This is a genomic window from Saprospira grandis str. Lewin, assembly GCF_000250635.1.
Classification (GTDB): Bacteria; Bacteroidota; Bacteroidia; order Chitinophagales; family Saprospiraceae; genus Saprospira; species Saprospira grandis.
This window is the reverse complement of the sequence record NC_016940.1, coordinates 1,554,255-1,570,617: the sequence shown is the minus strand read 5'-3', so window position 1 is coordinate 1,570,617 and position 16,363 is coordinate 1,554,255. Positions and strand designations below refer to the sequence as shown.

Annotated in this window: 15 protein-coding genes and 1 tRNA gene; 11 read left to right on the top strand and 5 right to left on the bottom strand. The window is 45.7% G+C overall.

What is annotated here, in order from left to right:
• The first annotated feature begins 253 nt into the window (after positions 1-253).
• The 7 genes from SGRA_RS06935 to SGRA_RS06905 all read left to right on the top strand — a co-directional run bounded on the left by SGRA_RS06935 (position 254) and on the right by SGRA_RS06905 (position 7,857).
• Positions 254-1,411, top strand: a complete 1,158-nt coding sequence (locus tag SGRA_RS06935; protein ID WP_245538655.1) for a BtaA family protein — start codon at positions 254-256, stop codon at positions 1,409-1,411.
• A 29-nt stretch (positions 1,412-1,440) separates the two neighbouring features.
• Positions 1,441-2,082 carry a class I SAM-dependent methyltransferase gene (locus tag SGRA_RS06930; RefSeq protein WP_015691917.1) on the top strand — a complete coding sequence of 214 codons (642 nt, stop codon included), beginning with the start codon at positions 1,441-1,443 and terminating at the stop codon, positions 2,080-2,082.
• Between the two features lie 16 nt (positions 2,083-2,098).
• Positions 2,099-2,944: a UDP-2,3-diacylglucosamine diphosphatase gene (locus tag SGRA_RS06925; protein WP_015691916.1), complete on the top strand. Its 846-nt coding sequence runs from the start codon at positions 2,099-2,101 to the stop codon at positions 2,942-2,944.
• An 88-nt stretch (positions 2,945-3,032) separates the two neighbouring features.
• On the top strand, positions 3,033-3,980 hold the full coding sequence (locus tag SGRA_RS06920) for a hypothetical protein (RefSeq protein ID WP_015691915.1): 948 nt from the start codon (positions 3,033-3,035) through the stop codon (positions 3,978-3,980).
• Between the two features lie 146 nt (positions 3,981-4,126).
• A complete protein-coding gene (locus SGRA_RS06915; RefSeq protein WP_015691914.1) occupies positions 4,127-5,089 on the top strand; it encodes a ribose-phosphate pyrophosphokinase in 963 nt (320 codons plus the stop codon).
• A gap of 416 nt (positions 5,090-5,505) precedes the next feature.
• A complete protein-coding gene (locus tag SGRA_RS06910) occupies positions 5,506-7,044 on the top strand; it encodes a sensor histidine kinase (RefSeq protein WP_041329536.1) in 1,539 nt (512 codons plus the stop codon).
• Positions 7,045-7,131: 87 nt separating this feature from the next.
• Positions 7,132-7,857, top strand: coding sequence for a response regulator transcription factor (locus tag SGRA_RS06905; RefSeq protein ID WP_015691912.1), 726 nt, complete (start codon positions 7,132-7,134; stop codon positions 7,855-7,857).
• Between the two features lie 235 nt (positions 7,858-8,092).
• On the opposite strand, the gene SGRA_RS06895 is transcribed toward SGRA_RS06905, so the two are convergent.
• Positions 8,093-8,341, bottom strand: coding sequence for a hypothetical protein (locus SGRA_RS06895; protein ID WP_015691910.1), 249 nt, complete (start codon positions 8,339-8,341; stop codon positions 8,093-8,095).
• 35 nt (positions 8,342-8,376) lie between these two features.
• On the opposite strand from SGRA_RS06895, the gene SGRA_RS06890 reads away from it, so the two are divergent.
• The 4 genes from SGRA_RS06890 (at position 8,377) to SGRA_RS06875 (ending at position 13,130) form a co-directional block, all read left to right on the top strand.
• Complete coding sequence (locus tag SGRA_RS06890) at positions 8,377-8,589, top strand: hypothetical protein (protein ID WP_015691909.1); 213 nt, start codon at positions 8,377-8,379, stop codon at positions 8,587-8,589.
• A gap of 791 nt (positions 8,590-9,380) precedes the next feature.
• Positions 9,381-11,450 (top strand): thioredoxin domain-containing protein, encoded by a 2,070-nt coding sequence (locus SGRA_RS06885; RefSeq protein WP_015691907.1) that lies wholly within the window; start codon positions 9,381-9,383, stop codon positions 11,448-11,450.
• A 265-nt stretch (positions 11,451-11,715) separates the two neighbouring features.
• Complete coding sequence (locus SGRA_RS06880) at positions 11,716-12,570, top strand: hypothetical protein (protein WP_041329535.1); 855 nt, start codon at positions 11,716-11,718, stop codon at positions 12,568-12,570.
• A 74-nt stretch (positions 12,571-12,644) separates the two neighbouring features.
• On the top strand, positions 12,645-13,130 hold the full coding sequence (locus SGRA_RS06875; RefSeq protein ID WP_015691905.1) for a hypothetical protein: 486 nt from the start codon (positions 12,645-12,647) through the stop codon (positions 13,128-13,130).
• Positions 13,131-13,229: 99 nt separating this feature from the next.
• Here the strand turns inward: SGRA_RS06875 and SGRA_RS06870 are convergent, their stop codons facing one another.
• The 4 genes from SGRA_RS06870 to SGRA_RS06850 all read right to left on the bottom strand — a co-directional run bounded on the left by SGRA_RS06870 (position 13,230) and on the right by SGRA_RS06850 (position 16,352).
• The gene (locus tag SGRA_RS06870; protein ID WP_015691904.1) at positions 13,230-13,535 is read right to left on the bottom strand and encodes a transposase; all 306 of its coding nucleotides are present in this window, start codon (positions 13,533-13,535) and stop codon (positions 13,230-13,232) included.
• 322 nt (positions 13,536-13,857) lie between these two features.
• Entirely contained in the window at positions 13,858-14,577 is a 720-nt protein-coding gene (locus tag SGRA_RS06860) for a YHYH protein (protein WP_245538654.1), read from the bottom strand.
• 513 nt (positions 14,578-15,090) lie between these two features.
• Complete coding sequence (locus SGRA_RS06855; protein WP_015691901.1) at positions 15,091-15,747, bottom strand: hypothetical protein; 657 nt, start codon at positions 15,745-15,747, stop codon at positions 15,091-15,093.
• A 530-nt stretch (positions 15,748-16,277) separates the two neighbouring features.
• Positions 16,278-16,352: transfer RNA gene (locus SGRA_RS06850), tRNA-Val, on the bottom strand.
• Positions 16,353-16,363: the final 11 nt, after the last annotated feature.

Here is a 16,363-nt window from a genome sequence, read left to right as displayed (position 1 = left end):
TGCGGCGCAGCCGCAGACCCAGGCCGTCAGGCCGCAGGGCCGAGCGAAGAGCGAGCTGCGCAACGTAGCGCCTGCCGTAGGCAGGAGGCCCCAAAAAAATAAGCTAGAAGCAGAATTGGCTGAGGAGAAAGCGAGCATTGCCTAACATCTAGTTTAGTGAGTCTGCAAAAAATGTTTATTTTTGCCCAAACTAGTTGGGCCTGAAAGCAAAGGCCCTCAGCCGCCCCTAAATTGGGCGAACAAACTAAACTTTATGATTAACCATTTTAGAGATTGGGTATTTAAGAATGTGCATGGTGGAAGCCTTGTTTACAACATTTGTTGGGAAGACCCTCGTTGCGATCGTGAATTGATGCAAATTGAGCCAGATAGCGAGATTGTGATGATTACGAGTGCGGGTTGCAATGCCCTAGATTATCTGTTGGATGACCCCAAGGCCATTCATTGTATTGATTTAAATTCTCGGCAGAATGCCTTATTAGAATTTAAGAAGAGCTTATTTAAGCATAGCTCTTATGATGAGTTGTACGACTACTTTGGCGATGGCAAGCATGCGCAGGCGGAGGAAGTTTATCGGCAGCAATTGCGTCCACATTTGCCGGCTTATGCGCAGGAATTTTGGGACCAAAAGATGAGCTACTTTGAGGGCAAGGGGCCTAAGAAGAGTTTTTATTATAGAGGATCTTCGGGCACATTAGCCTGGTTGTTTGTGCGTTATATGCAGATGCGGCCTAGTTTGCACAGCAAGGTATTGAAATTGCTCAAGGCGGAGACCTTAGAAGAGCAGGAGCAATATTTTGAGCAGGTAGAGCGCAAATTGTTTAACAAGGCGGTACGTTGGACCATCAGTCGGCATTTTTCTTTGGCCTTGGCGGGTGTACCTAGAGCGCAGCGTCGGTTAATTACTGAAGAATATCCTGGGGGCGTGAGTAGTTTTGTGGTAGATGCGGTTCGGCATGTATTTACGGAATTGGACATCAAGGAAAACTACTTTTGGCAGGTCTATGTAAATGGGCATTACACCAAAGATTGCTGTCCGAGTTATTTGCGAGAGGAGAATTATTTATCATTGCGAGAGCGGGCGGACAACATCCATACGCATACGACAAGTTTTTCTCAATTTCTGAAGGACAATCCGGGCAAATACAGTCATTATGTACTATTGGACCATCAGGATTGGTTGGCGGCGCATGATGTGCCTGCTTTAGAGGAAGAGTGGCAGTGTATTTTGGCGAACAGTCGGCCGGGCACAAAAATCTTGATGCGTTCTGCGGCCATGCGGATCGACTTCTTTCCTGATTTTGTGAAAGAGCGGGTCAGTTGGGTTTCCTCGGAGGAGGAATTGAAGGAAAGTCATTTTCAGGATCGGGTAGGGACTTATGGCAGTGTTTATTTAGGGACAGTGAAATAAGTTTGTACATCAAGAACAAGAATTAGTGTATGGGAACAGCGCATAAAGACTCGAAAGAGCAAGCGAGTAGTATGGACCAGTACTACAAATTTCAGTCAAAAATTTATGATCTAACGCGATGGAGTTTTCTCTTTGGTCGGGTAGAAGTGATTAAAGACATTCCCTTAGAGCGGAATGCCTCGATAAAGATCTTGGAAGTAGGATGTGGGACGGGTTTCAATACGAAGATATTGGCCGAGACCTTTCCTGCGGCGGAGATCAAGGCCTATGAGGTCTCTACGGATATGGTCGATATTGCGAGCAAGAAGGTGGCGCCATTTGGTCAGCGGGTGCAGGTTGTGCATGAGCCTTATGGCCAGGATGCGGAGGGGCAAAACGGGCAGTATGATGCCATTTTGTTTTCTTATTCATTGACCATGATCAACCCACAGTGGGAAGACTTATTGAAGCAGGCCAAGAAAGACCTCAAAGTAGGGGGCTATATAGCGGTAGTCGATTTTCATGACAGCAAGCAGGGCTGGTTCAAGAGTCATATGGGGAATCATCATGTGCGGATGGACGGGCATTTGCGTCCTTTTTTGCGAGACAACTTTGAGCCTATAGTGAACAAAGTGCGGTCGGCTTATATGGGGGTCTGGGAATACATTAGTTTTGTAGGTAAGAAGCAGTAATCTCCAACTTTTCCCCATGGCAGACAAAAGAGAAATCGACATATTGGTCCTTTCTGATGTGCATTTGGGCACGCAGGGCTCGGAGGCCAAGGCCTTATTGCAGTATTTGCAGAGCTTGGCGCCTAAAATGCTCATCTTGAATGGAGACATTATAGACATTTGGCAATTTCGGAAGGGGTATTTTCCGCAGGCCCATTGGGCTGTTTTGCGGCACTTCATGAACTTGGCCGAGTCGGGGGTGCCTGTTTATTACTTAACGGGCAACCATGACGACAGTCTACGTCGGTTGACTCCTTTTCGTTTGGGCAACATCTACTTGCAGGACAAATTGCTTTTGGAGTTGGATGGCAAGCGGGCTTGGTTCTTTCATGGCGACGCTTATGATCCCTCGGTACATAAGGGGCGTTTTTGGGCCAAGATAGGGGGGCAATTTTACGATTGGAGCATTATGTTGAACCGGGGGATGAACCGTTTGTTGAAGCCTTTGGGGGTACCGCCTAGCCAGTTTTCTAAGCGATTGAAGGCCTCGGTAAAGGCGGCGGTACAAAAAATGAATGACTTTGAGCAAAAAGCGATTGAGGTGGGTATGGCCAAGGGCTACGACTATGTAGTTTGCGGGCATGTACATCGGCCTCAGCATCGGGAGATAGTGACCGAGTTTGGGCAATTGACCTACTTAAACTCAGGAGATTGGATGGAGCACCGTTCGGCTTTAGAGTATGTAGACAAAGCTTGGCAGCTCTATCATTATCGGGCCGAGGATTTTGCGGCTCCGGCCTGTTTTGAGGGGGTAGAGAACAAGCTAGAAGAGCTTCTTAGGAGCATAGAGGATGGCAGTTTGGACCGTTTTTCTCGGCTTTAGTTACAAGGTTTAGGGGGCTTTTGGTATATTAGTTGAAACCATAGCGACCGAAATACCAGATTTAAATGACTTCATCGAATAAGCTAATATGAAACAACTACTCATTTTTTGTTTGACGATATTATTTGTCCCGCAGATACTTTCGGCACAGATTCCGGAAGTACCTAAAAAGAAATTTACCTATGTAGAGGATCGGGACTACTTATATGACTATGACTTAAGAGGAAACACTATTATACCCTATCGGGCCAAATTGCGGGGGGCGCATTATGACAGTCCCTTAGAGCATGGGCAAGCCGTATTTGAAATCACGGGGACCAAGGTCACGATTAGTGAAAAGATTCGGTTTTCGACAGCGGGGATAGATGCGGCGCCTAATAAAGAGCCTGTGACCATGCACATTCATAAAACGGAATCTAAGGCTTTTGGCTTTGTGATGACTTTGATTGACTTGCAGAATCCGGAGATACAGGGGTTTATTCAGTTTCATTGTGACCGTGGTCGTTTGGTGAAATTGCATTATCAGGAGGAGCCGACCAGTTCGGAGCATATATATTATATAGCGCCTACTCCAGATTATCAGTTGGATCGAGACCGTTTATATTTTACCCAATTGGGCGATGTTAGTTTGGTAGATGAGGAGCAGTTGTATAAGCAGAAAGTGGTGCCATTTTCTACCTTAGCACTGAAGTACGATCATTTGGAATTCAATCGGATTTACGCCAAGGACTTGGTGAGCATTGAATTTGAGGAAGTGATTATCCCTAAGGGGAAGCGTCGGAAGAAGCGGGAGCAGTTCATTAAGATCAGTGACAGCAGAAACAAGGCAAACCCCAAGCAGGTCTTTAAGATCAAGAAAAACAAGCGTTCGCGTTTCTTTGATCCGATTAAGGCGAAAGAGGTGCCAGCTCGTATACTAAAGGTAGTTAATGAGGTCACCTCCAAAGAGTCAGAAATCTTTTTGGTAGAGGGTTCGAACCAAACCTTAAAATATATTGTAATTGGTAATATGCGTTATTTACTGCGCTCTAAATAAAAGAATTATGCCTTTGGCCTTTGGCTGAAGGCTTTTTTTATGGGGTGGCTTGAACTTCTGTGGCTCGCCCTTTTATTGATTAGCTAAACAACTTAGATTGCATTCATAGAAATCTGTAGCGGATTTCATTAAAACTTCCTCCTATTATGGAACTCGTTAGTGATGTAAAACTTTTTTCTGGGCAAAATTCTCGTTATCTGGCCGAGCGGATTGTAGACTACTATGGTCAGCCTTTGGGAGACATGAGTATTGAGCGTTTTTCGGATGGAGAATTTCAGGCAAACATCAAAGAATCGGTTCGTGGTGCCTATGTGTTTTTCATTCAGTCTACTTTTGCGCCCACAGAAAACCTCATGGAATTGCTCTTAATGATTGATGCGGCCAAGCGGGCTTCTGCTGGTTACATCACGGCTGTAATTCCATATTTTGGTTTTGCCCGACAGGATCGCAAGGACAAGCCGCGGGTAGCTATTGGGGCCAAGTTGGTGGCTAATTTACTCATGGCGGCTGGGGCCAATCGGATTATGACCATGGACCTACATGCCGATCAGATTCAGGGATTTTTTGATATTCCCGTAGATCACCTAAAGAGTGAGGGGATCTTCTTTGAGTATCTGGAAGACCTAGACACCGCTAACCTCATTTTTGCTTCTCCAGATGTGGGCAGCACTAAAAGAGCGAGAGTCTATGCGCAGCATTTTGATTGTGGGTTAGTCATTTGCGACAAATATCGCAAAAAGGCCAATGAAATTGCCGAGATGACTGTAATTGGAGATGTAGAAGGCAAGGACGTTATTTTGGTTGATGACATTATTGATACGGCAGGGACCTTATGCACAGCGGCGCAGGCCTTAATAGACAAGGGGGCGCGTTCGGTGCGGGCGGTTTGTACGCATGCGGTACTTTCTGGCCCAGCTTATGAGCGGCTAGAAAAGTCAGTTTTGACCGAATTGGTGGTTTCGGATACGATTCCACTGAAGGAAAAGAGTGAAAAAATCAAGGTAGTATCTACGGCTAAGTTATTTTCTCGGGCCATCAGGAACACCCATGAGCATCGTTCTATTTCGGCACTTTTTGTAGAAAAGCGAAAATCAACTTATAGTAAATAGAACTTGGGGCTGCTGAAAAGTGGCCCTTTTTTTTGGGTCTAGAACGACCGAAGGGAGTGGCCTAGCGATGTGCAGCAGTGGCCCAAAGGGCCAGACCCAGCCGCCGAAGGCGGCGCAGGGCCGAGCGAGCAGCGAGCTGCGAAACGTAGCGCCTGCCGAAGGCAGGAGGCCCCAAAAACAGCAGCGAGCTGCGACAACCAGCCTCGAAGAGGCGCCAGTTCGATGACCAACGGGAATAAACGACAACAAGCCCTTTAGGGCGCAGTTCGACGACCAAAGGGAGTAACCGCCGCAAGGCGAAGCCGCCGCGGAGGCCCCAAAAGCAGTAGAGACATTAAAAAAAACAAAAAAGCCTTTAGAACCTTCTGAAGATCAGGGATTCTTTCTTTCTTGGAAGGAGTAAATCAGTTAATGGCATGAATCGATCGTCTATTATAGGAATTGTTGGGGTGATGAGCATTGCTCTTTTGGGGATCTTTGGCGTACAAGTCTATTCGATCCAGCGGGCTATTATGCTCAATGCCGAGCTTTTTGACAATAATATTCATGCGGCTTTGGAGCATGTGGTCTCTAAACTGGAGCAGGCCGATATTAAGCGGATGGCGGAAATGTACGACCTCCCTAAACTGTCGGAAGGGCAAGATTTGGGGCGGGATCTGCGGACTTTGGCCGAGGTAGAGGCCATACACACCTCTTTGATTTACCAGGATACCAACAATCAGGCGGTTTCTGTAGACACCTTTGAGGTGGAGGGCGTTGGGCGTTTGCAAACGGTCTTTTTTAGCCGAGAGAAGAGGAGTCGAAGCTGGAAAAAAGGGGGTGGGCAAGCCTTTATGACCCAATTTAAGACCTATTTTACGCATCATAGTTTGGTGCAGAATATTCCTTTGACGGATCGTTTGGATTGGTCTAAGCTCAACCGATTGATTGAAATTGAGCTGAGCAAAAAAGGGGTGGAGGGGCCCTACGCCTATGGTGTTTATGATGTGCGGGCCGACAGTTTTTTGCGCCTCAACCCCATTTGCAAAAAGGCCGAGCAGAAAGCCTATTTTAAGAAAGAAGACTTTAAATATATGGCGAGTTTGTACCCTTCTTTGGAGGAGGAAACGGCTCGGATCTATATTGATTTTCCCTATAAGCAGTACCATATTTGGCAGAGCTTATTGGCCAATATTATTCTGACCATCTTTTTTACGGGCATTGTGAGTTTTATCTTTTATTATACCATTCATATTATCTTGAAACAAAAGAAGTTGTCTGAAATGAAGAGCGACTTTTTGAGTAATATGACGCATGAGTTTAAGACGCCTATTGCCACTATTTCATTGGCCACCGATGCCGTGCGCAACTTTGTAAAAATGGGTAAGGTGGATAAGGCCGAGCGCTTTATACATATTATTAAGGAAGAAAATGAGCGGATGAACTCGCAGGTGGGGAAAGTCTTGCAGATGGCGAGAATAGACAAAAAAGAGTTCTCTTTGAATATGGAAATTATTGATGCACATCAGATTATGCGAGATGCGGCCGAGAAGATCATGCTGCAATTGGCCCAAAAAGATGGGCAGGTAGAGCTCGATTTACAAGCTAGCCTGCATGAACTAGAAGCCGATGAAACGCATTTTACTAATGTGATTCACAATTTGCTGGATAATGCCAACAAATACTCTCCTGAAAAACCGCATATCATTTTGCATAGCCGCGATGCTTCTGGCGGAATCAAAATTACGGTAGAAGACCATGGTTTGGGCATTTCTAAGGAGGCCCGCCGACACATTTTTGATAAATTTTATCGGGTGCCCACAGGCGATATTCACGATATTAAGGGCTTTGGTTTGGGCCTTAGTTATGTGAAAGCCATTGTGACGGCCCATGCTGGACATATTGAGGTGAAAAGTGAAGAGGGCAAGGGGAGCAAGTTTACGCTTTTCTTTCCCTATAAACACCAAGAGGATTAAAGCGGCCAAATGTTAAAATTTGGTACATTTTATGCAACCGTTCAAGCAATCGATGAAGAGCAGTAACCCTAAAAAATAAGAGACTCTATGACTGATAACAATAAAATCCTACTGGTAGAGGATGACCGCAACTTTGGCGATGTATTATCTTCTTATCTAGAAATGAATGACTTTGATGTCGTTTTGGCTACAGACGGCGAACAAGGGCTCGAAAAATTTAAGGAAGGGCAGTATGACCTTTGCATCTTTGATGTGATGATGCCTAAAAAAGATGGCCTTTCTTTGGCCAAGGATGTCCGACAACTGGACCAAGAGATTCCGATTATCTTCCTCACGGCCAAAACCATGAAGGAGGATGTCATCAAGGGATTTAAGGCTGGGGCCGATGATTATATCTCTAAGCCCTTTACCTCTGAGGAGTTGCTCTATCGCATTCAGGCGGTGCTCAAGCGCAGCCAAAGAAGTGAGCAGAAGGATCGCTCGGCCAAGGAGTTTGAGTTTGGCCGCTTCCATTTTGATTATCCTTTGCGCATTTTGACCTTCACGGCAGCCGATGGCAGTACGGCAGAGGACAAATTGTCACCCAAGGAGGCGGAGTTGCTCAAAATGTTCTGCGTTTATGTCAATGACGTTTTGCCCCGCTCGGTGGCCCTCAAAGAAATTTGGGGAGAGGACAACTACTTTACGGCCCGTTCTATGGATGTATTTGTGACTAAGTTGCGCAAATATCTCAAGCCCGATGAAAATATCGAGATTGTCAATATTCATGGCAATGGCTTTCAGTTGCGGGTACAGACTGCAGAAAAGGCCTAGTCTCTAAATTGCTAAATTTAAGCTCTGTTTCTTAGAAACAGGGCTTTTTTTATGAGGATCAGGGGCTGTCCCTGCGGCCTTCGGCCTTGGGTCGCTATGCTTCAGGGCTCGCAGGTCTGCTCGGCCCTTCGCTTTTTTCGCTTTGCTCAAAAAGCTCGGTCTGGCCTTCGGCCCCCCTTTCGCAGCGCTCATCCTTCTGGCTTGCAGCCAGTTGGGCCGAGCCTGCTAGGCTGGGCTATTTTTCTTTTTGCTCGGCTTGCTGCAATAGTCTATAGCGCTCAATAACAGCGCCCCCAAAAAGCGATAGCCCCGTATTGAAGCAGAGCAGGGCGGCCGTGCCCCAGCTTCCCCAGCTATAAAAGCTTTGGTTTTGGGCCTTGGCCATAATGGCTTCGCCTAAGAGCGAAAGCCCAAAACCGGTCAGTAAAAGACCAGAAATAGCTAGGATAAGCCAGCGTTTGTGACTTGGTTTTCGTTTGTTCATATATCCTCATTTTTTAGAACTAATAGATTTTTATTATGAAAACTAAATCGATTATTGCCCTAAGTTGTTTAGCTGTTTTTGTTTTGGCCTCTTGCGGAAGCCCCTATAAAAAACGCCGCCGATGCAAAGGAAATGGAAGCTGGTATGGCAATAGAAACGTATCGCAGGCTCCAGCTGCCCAAGAGAGTAAAAGTTTAAAATTAAGTGATTATCAGGCGGCGGTAGAAGAAAAAGAAGAACTGTACTAAAATGCTTTATAGCTGCTCTATTTAGAGTAGCTTTTTTTTGGGGCCTGCCGCCTTCGGCGGCCGGGCCCTTTTGGGGCTCGCAGTTCTGCTCGGCCCTTCAGCCCTTCGGGCTTTGCTCTGGCCTGCGGCCAGCCCTACAGGTCCCTAGGCCAGGCTGCCCCGCGGCTCAGCTACAAGCCGCTTTGCGGCTTCAAGCTTCGCCGGCTCGCGCCAAGCGCGCCCGGACGGCGGCTGGCGGCGGCCACTTCCTGCTTTGCACTTTACTTGATCCGTCCCTCAAAATATTTCATTTCAGTTTTGGCTTTCCCTTGCACCGCCCCCGCCTGGGGGCTGGGCTCCTTTGGCCTTGGGGGCCAAAGCGCCCAGCATGGCGTTCGTCGCTCCGCTCCTCACCCCTTAAAAAATAGCAATTGGCCCAAACTCCCCAAGGGATTCCCTTAAGGAATCCCGCAGAGGGGAGGGTGGGCGGGGACATCATCAGCAAATGAGGAGCGTAGCGACGAATACCACCCTTACAGCAGAAATTAAAGCGCATTAGCACAAGAAAATCCCAAATAGCCCTTATTTTAGGCCAAAAGCAGCTGGCCTAGCGATGTGAAGCAGTGGCCGTCAGGCCAGACCAAGGCGGCAAAGCCGCCGCAGGGCCGAGCAGACCTGCGAGCTGCGAAACGTAGCGCCCGCCGAAGGCGGGAGGCCCCAAAACAGCAGCGAGCTGCGACAACGACAACAAGGCTACAAGCCGCAGTTCGACGACGGTAAGGAGTAACGCCCCCAAAAAAAACAACAACAAAATGAAATACAGCAACCGACTCCAAAAAGAAAGCAGCCCCTACCTACAACAACACGCCCACAACCCCGTCGATTGGTATCCCTGGGGTCAAGAAGCCCTAGACAAAGCCAAAGCCGAAAACAAAATGATCCTCCTCAGCATCGGCTACTCTACCTGCCATTGGTGCCATGTCATGGAAAAAGAATCCTTTGAAGACCCTAGGGTAGGGGAGTTCATGAACCAGCATTTTGTCAGCATCAAAGTGGACCGAGAAGAACGACCCGATCTGGACCATATCTATATGGAGGCTGTCCAATTAGTGACCGGCGGACAAGGCGGCTGGCCCCTCAACTGCTTTTTGCTCCCCAACGGCCGCCCCTTCTTTGGCGGCACCTACTTCCCGCCCCGCCGAATGCAAAACCGAAACTCCTGGATGGAAGTGCTCGGCAACCTCAGCAAGGTCTGGCAAGAACAACCCAAAACCATTATCGACCAAGCCGATAAACTCTACAACTTCTTGCAAAAAGGAGAAGACAAAATGACCGAGGGCATCGACTTTGGCCAAAATGGCGACTCGCCATTTAAGGCCAGCGACTGGAACTACTGTCTGGACCAATTGGCCGATAATTTTGACGAACAAGCGGGCGGCTTTGGCCACTCCCCAAAGTTTCCCTCCGTCATGTCTTTGCGCTACCTGCTCAATAGCTACTACTACGAAAAGGACCAAAAAGCCATGCAGCAGCTCCAATTCTCTCTAGATGCCATGATTTACGGCGGCATCTATGACCAATTGGGCGGTGGTTTTGCCCGCTATACCGTAGACCGCTACTGGAAAATTCCGCATTTTGAAAAAATGCTCTATGATAATGCCCTGCTCATTGGCCTATTGGCCGATAGCTATAAACTGACCCAAAAACCACTCTACGCCCAAACCATTGCCGAATGCTGGAACTGGCTGCAAAGCGAAATGCAAAGCCCAGAAGGAACCTACTACTCGGCCCTAGATGCCGATTCTGAAGGCGAAGAAGGAAAGTTTTATGTCTGGAACTGGGAAGAACTGCAAAGGGCCCTGGCCAATTGGCCCCAACCCTGGAAACAAATCTTTTTAGACTTTTATGATGCCTCTCCCGCAGGAAACTGGGAGGGCAAAATCATCTTGCGCCGACCCCAAAGTCTGGCCGGCTTTGCCCAAAGCCGCAAGCTAGATCCCGAAGAACTGCAACAAGAATTAGATAAAATTAAGGCACATCTGCTAGACATCAGAGCCCAGCGCATCCGCCCCGGCCGAGATGAGAAAATTATCCTCTCTTGGAACGCACTTTTGGCCAGCGCCTTACTCAAAGCCTATCAGGCCATCCGCTTGCCCGAATATAAAAAGGCGGCTTTGGGCATTTTGGAGCAAATAGAAAAGCGCCTGCAAAATGAAAAAGGACAACTACTACATAGTTATGCTGGAGACAAAATTGCTCCACAACTCGCTTTCTCTGACGATTACGCCTTTTTGATAGAAGCCCATCTTTTGGCCTATGAAGTCAGCTTTGAGGAAAAGCATCTGCAACGGGCCGACCAATTGATGCAAGCCTGCATAGCCGACCATTCGGCAGAAGCAGGCCTCTTTTATTATAGCTCTGCGCAACAGACTGACATTTTGTACCGCAAAAAAGACCTCTACGATAGCGCAACCCCCTCTGGAAACTCAAGCCTGATGCACAACTTAGAGCAGCTAGGCATCCTCCTAGATAAGGCCGAATATAGAGAACGAGCGGCCCAAATGGCCGCAGCTATGCGCAAAAGTATTCGCAAATATCCTCAGTCCTTTGGCCGATGGGCCAACTTTTTATTTAAGATTTTATACCCCACTAAAGAACTGGCTATTGTTGGCTCAGAGTTTGCTAACTGGGCCGCGGAAATGCAAAGTCACTTTGCCCCCAACCTGATCTATGCCGCTACCGAAAAGAGCTCCAATCTCCCCCTGCTAGCAGGAAGAGAACAAGCGGATGGCCAAAGCAAAATCTTCCTCTGTGAAAATTATGCCTGCCAATTGCCTGTAGATAGCGTAGAAGAAGTTTGGACTAAGATCAAGAATAAATAGACAAAAGACCTATTTTTTACCCAAAAAATAGTGGTCTAAATCCCTAGTAATTAGCATTTTCTGAGTGATTGTTAAAAAAATGTAAAAAAAAGAAAAAAGACTTGCTTTTATGGGGTAAAGGCCCCTACATTTGCACTGTAATTCATGGCGCTCTTAAATTTTAAAGAGGAGGACGAGCCCTCTTAAGAGCAATCCAGATATTTACTAATGCAGTCAAACATTTCCCTAATGTTTAGCTGTTCATTTTTAAACCTTAATTTTCATTATGAAAAAACTGACGATTTTTTTGATGGCGGTTTTGTTCGCAGCTGTAGCTAACGCTCAGGTAGAACAAGTAACCAGCAAGAATGGTCTAGACGTAATGCCCGAAGCTGGCCAGTTCGCTATTGGCTTTGATGCTGCCCCCTTCTTGGGTTATGTCGGTGACTTCTTCAACAACACAAGCAACAACGGTTTGTCGGCTACTTATGTAGATAACAACTCGGGCTTGCAGTTGTACGGTAAGTATTTCCTTTCGGAAAGCCAAGCTATCCGTGGTCGCCTCCGCCTAAACCAAAACACTGTTCAACAAGTAAACCGCGTGATGATGGACGGTCAAAACCAGACCAACATCGAGGTAGAAGATGAACTAGTGTCTAACACTTTTACTGTAGAATTGGGTGGTGGTCTAGAATGGCGCCGCAGCAAAGGCCGTATCGTAGGTGTTTACGGTGCTGAAGCCAATATCGGTATGAGCACTTCTGGCTCTACTTATACTTACGGTAACGAGATTACTGTTGATAACCAAAACCCTACCACTACTACTAACTTTAACTCAGGTGCTAGCAGCCGAGCGACTAGCCGTGAAGTTTCTGCAAGAGGAGCAAACACTTTCTCTATCGGAGCTCGTGGTTTTGCTGGTGTTGAGTACTTCGTTGCTCCCCAAATCTCTTTGGGCGCTGAGTTTTACCTAGGTATTGCTTACAGAGGTACTAACCGCTCACAAGTAGTTACAGAAGAGTTTAACCCCGCTACTCAAGAGGTGGTTGAAATCACTGATGTAGATGCTGGTACTTTGACTAACTTCGGTATCAATACTGCCGATTACGGAGGAGCTATCAACTTGATGTTCCACTTCTAATCTGAACTTTCGTTCATTTTATATTTTCCCTTTTATATTCTTATTTTAATAATTACCACTTAATTATATAAGCTATGAAAAATCTAGCAGTTGTAACTTTCATCTTGGCTGTATTTGCCTTCTCTATCACTTCTTGTAAGAAAGTTGATGATCCTCAGACTGTAACTGTAATGGAAAATGCAGGTATGGCTACTGTTTCTGGTATCGTTTACGCTCCCGTAAATGACACTACTTCTGCCGATACTTACGCTCCTAGCGGAACTGAGCTTATCGTTCGCGTTGATCCCGACGATTTCCCTAACGTTTCTGTTTTGAACAACGGTTCTGAGTACATGTACTACACGACTACTGTAGGCGCTAACGGTACTTACTCTATCGAAGTACCTGCTCCTAAAGATGCCATTTCTGTACGTATCTATCCTCAAGATTTCCGCGCTAACTACATCGACGGTGCTGGTGATACTGAAAACGCTGAGTTCTACTACAGCGGTTCTTACCTAACTGTTTCTGTTTTCGAAGGTGCTAACGTTATCCAAGACTTTGGTTTCGCTCGTTACTAGAAAGTAGTCTTCTTTTAGAAGAAACGGCTGTATAGCCAAAATATAAAGCCCGATCAGTACGCTGATCGGGCTTTTTCTGTTTTAAATTGGCCAAAATGATTACTGCTCTTCTCCCTTGGGCAGTAAACGGGCCAATAGCTCTCTACGGGCCTCCAATTGGGCGGTCGCAATAGCTACATTCTCTTTTAATTCCCGATATTGCTGACGAAGAACCTGGTGCTGCAGCCATAAAGCCTCATACTCCGCCTTGGGCACTCGCTCCAAATTGGCCAGCCGCTCCTCTTCCTTCCATTTCAAAAAGGTCTTGCGACTAATCCGATACTTCTGGCAAATCTCATTCAAACTAAGACCCGCTTCCCGCTCAGCCAAAGCTTGCTTTTTTTGTTCTCTAGAAAATTGTCTCATCTCATTGCTTTTTTGCTGTCTGCAACAAAGCTAAGAACTTAGCAACAATTCTCTGTTTTTCTGCCTCTTTTTTGGGGCTGCCCCGCCCTGCAGGCGGGTCGGGCTGTGTATTCCCGTTGGTCATCGAACTGGCGCCCCTGCGGGGCTGGTTGTCGCAGCTCGCTGTTACTTGCTTCGCTGCGTCGGCTCCCGTTGGTCGGGTCGCTCGGCCCTGCGTTTTTTCGCTACGCTCAAAAACTAGGTCTGGCCTGCGGCCACTGCTATCCATCCCTCAGCCGCCTCGCTTCGCTCCTTTTGATAGATGGCTTTTGGCCCTAGAAAATTATTCCTTGCTTATTTGTTCGCCAACTAAACCATGTAAGCACTTTATAATTTGATTGCCACCAGCAGGACCAGCATGGTAATGGTACCCTCTAAGTTCATCAAAGTGCCCACCACATTCATCTAAATCTTCTGAAGGCTTTCCCTCCTCGTCTAATTCAGCATATATGCCAAAACCATCAAGAGCATAGCCAATCATAGGCGCATGACCATCTTCTTGTTTGATCTCTTTTATAGAGCCCGTTACCGCATGATAATGATAACCACCATGCGGATTGACATGCCCGCCATGATCATCTAATGGAGCCAAGGTATGAGCAGATAAAATTGCATTTTCTGGGGCAGGAGGATCAAATTTTACCCCATTAAAGGCTAAACCAAGAGCTTTATGCCTAGAACTAGAGGGACGACTGGCGTAAACTGGGCTAATAGGGATGATAAAGGTCGTGCTCTGATCCTCAAAGTATTCGGGTAGACACTCTACACAATGATTCTGATAGGCTTTTTCTACATTGGGCTTGGCCGCCCCTAGACACCCCTCTAAGGTATTTGTTACATTGATGCTGCTGTCTTCTCGGTAAAGTTTCCACTCTTCGTCATTATAAAATTTATCCAAATGTGCAATGAATTCACCCGTAACATCATACACTTTCCCGTCCTTAAACCAAATCCCGCCTTTATCCGCCCCATCAGATAAGTGGGTAGGACACCAAGGCCCCATTGGATGCTCCACAGCTCTCGATCTAGACTTAATGACATAGCAATCTGTCTCAATCCCATCAAGCTTAACTACCTTTTCTTCTATTTCAGCTAAAAGGTTGTCTGTTATAAAATGACTCGGATCTACTTTGACCACTTTACCTTTTTGCTTGTATTCTACCGGATTACAAGCTAGAAGCAAGTAGCTAACTGTAACCAAAAAAATAAGTTGTTTTTTATTATACATAAAGGAGGTTTCCACTTGGGACCTCCTCCATCTTAATGCGTTTAATGAGGCAGATTAAAAATATGTGCTTGTTAGCTATAGCTCTAGCCAGCTCCCTGCCACTCAAACTGAAAGTCTAAATTCAGAATCAACTGCTCGTAAACTTCTCGGTAGTTGTTGATCGGTAATTAGATGATATGCATTCAGTTTAAACGTACCGATGGCAACTATTTACCTATATGCCATATGTGCCGCCATCAAAGTTAAGAGAGTACACAGATGGCATATAAGCGTTATTAGGCGTAGCTTTTATTTTTTATTTTGCAACCAATGATCAAACACCTTTTTTATTCCATCACAATACTTTTGCTCACTTATTTTGATCTGACTCGGGTGGTATGCATCAATGAAAAGTTTTCCATTTTTCATGAAATAGCGGCGCGCCATTTCAGGTAATGGCTCTGCTTCTTCCCCTTTGAGGCTGAAAGTATTCAGGTACAAATACAAAACACTACCACCAATTACAATATCAGGATCGCAATATTTTATTTGTTCTTGTAGTATTGATTCGTTTTGTTTGTAATAATTATTCAATTCAGGATACTTGCTTTGAGTCCCTCCTGGCAGTTTACTCACATTGATGTAAGCTATTTGTTTTAATATTTGGGGCGCATTCACCTTATCGACCTCATCATATGATTGATTATTTAAGATGGAGGATGTAACGATAGAAATATTTTTCAAAGTTTTGTACTTTGCATATACACCTGGCTCTTTATTTATTCCCTCTCGTAAATCCCATCCGCCTTTTCCATCCCCTAAATCATAAGGCTCTTTGAGCAACCATAATATTTTATAACTTGCCTTATTGTATAAATCTTCATTAATTATTCCATCTAGAATTGGCTTAACTTCTAGTCCAGAATAGTGGTCCTTAATTAGTGCATCTATTTCTTTTGAGTTCATGTCATTGTATTTAATAATGATTCAATTTTTGTTATGACCAATAGTTCTATATTTTATTGGTGCGTTTTTTATTCAGAACAAACTAAAGGTAGTTAAATTTTTTTAAAAGCATAGACCGAACTTCCTCAAAGTTTAGAATTCCAATGGCCTTGTTGTGTAAGTCTTAATTGGTTGACTGCTAACAAGTTTTAATTTGACAGTGTTGAACTTATTCAAAATTTGAATGGGTATAGGTATATACTGGCTTAGCCAAAAAGAAAGCAATAGCGGCAATTACCTCATCTGCAATAGCAAAAATGCCTATACCTACCATAAAGGATATTGCCGAGGCCTCAATCGCTGTACCCATGGCATCAGCCGCATCTCAGAAGCTAGGGCCAGAGCCCTAGGGCGAAGAAGGTGTAAGTTCTGTTGGTAGGGGAGAAGTGATGTACAGGATAGACGTTTTATTTATAGATATAAACGAGCTAATTAACCCACCCCCACAAAAAAAAGCAGATGCTCTCGCATCTGCTTTTTTTCTTCCACCGTCGAGACGACTGGATTCGAACCAGTGACCCCTACCCTGTCAAGGTAGTGCTCTAAACCAACTGAGCTACGCCCCGATATATATCCG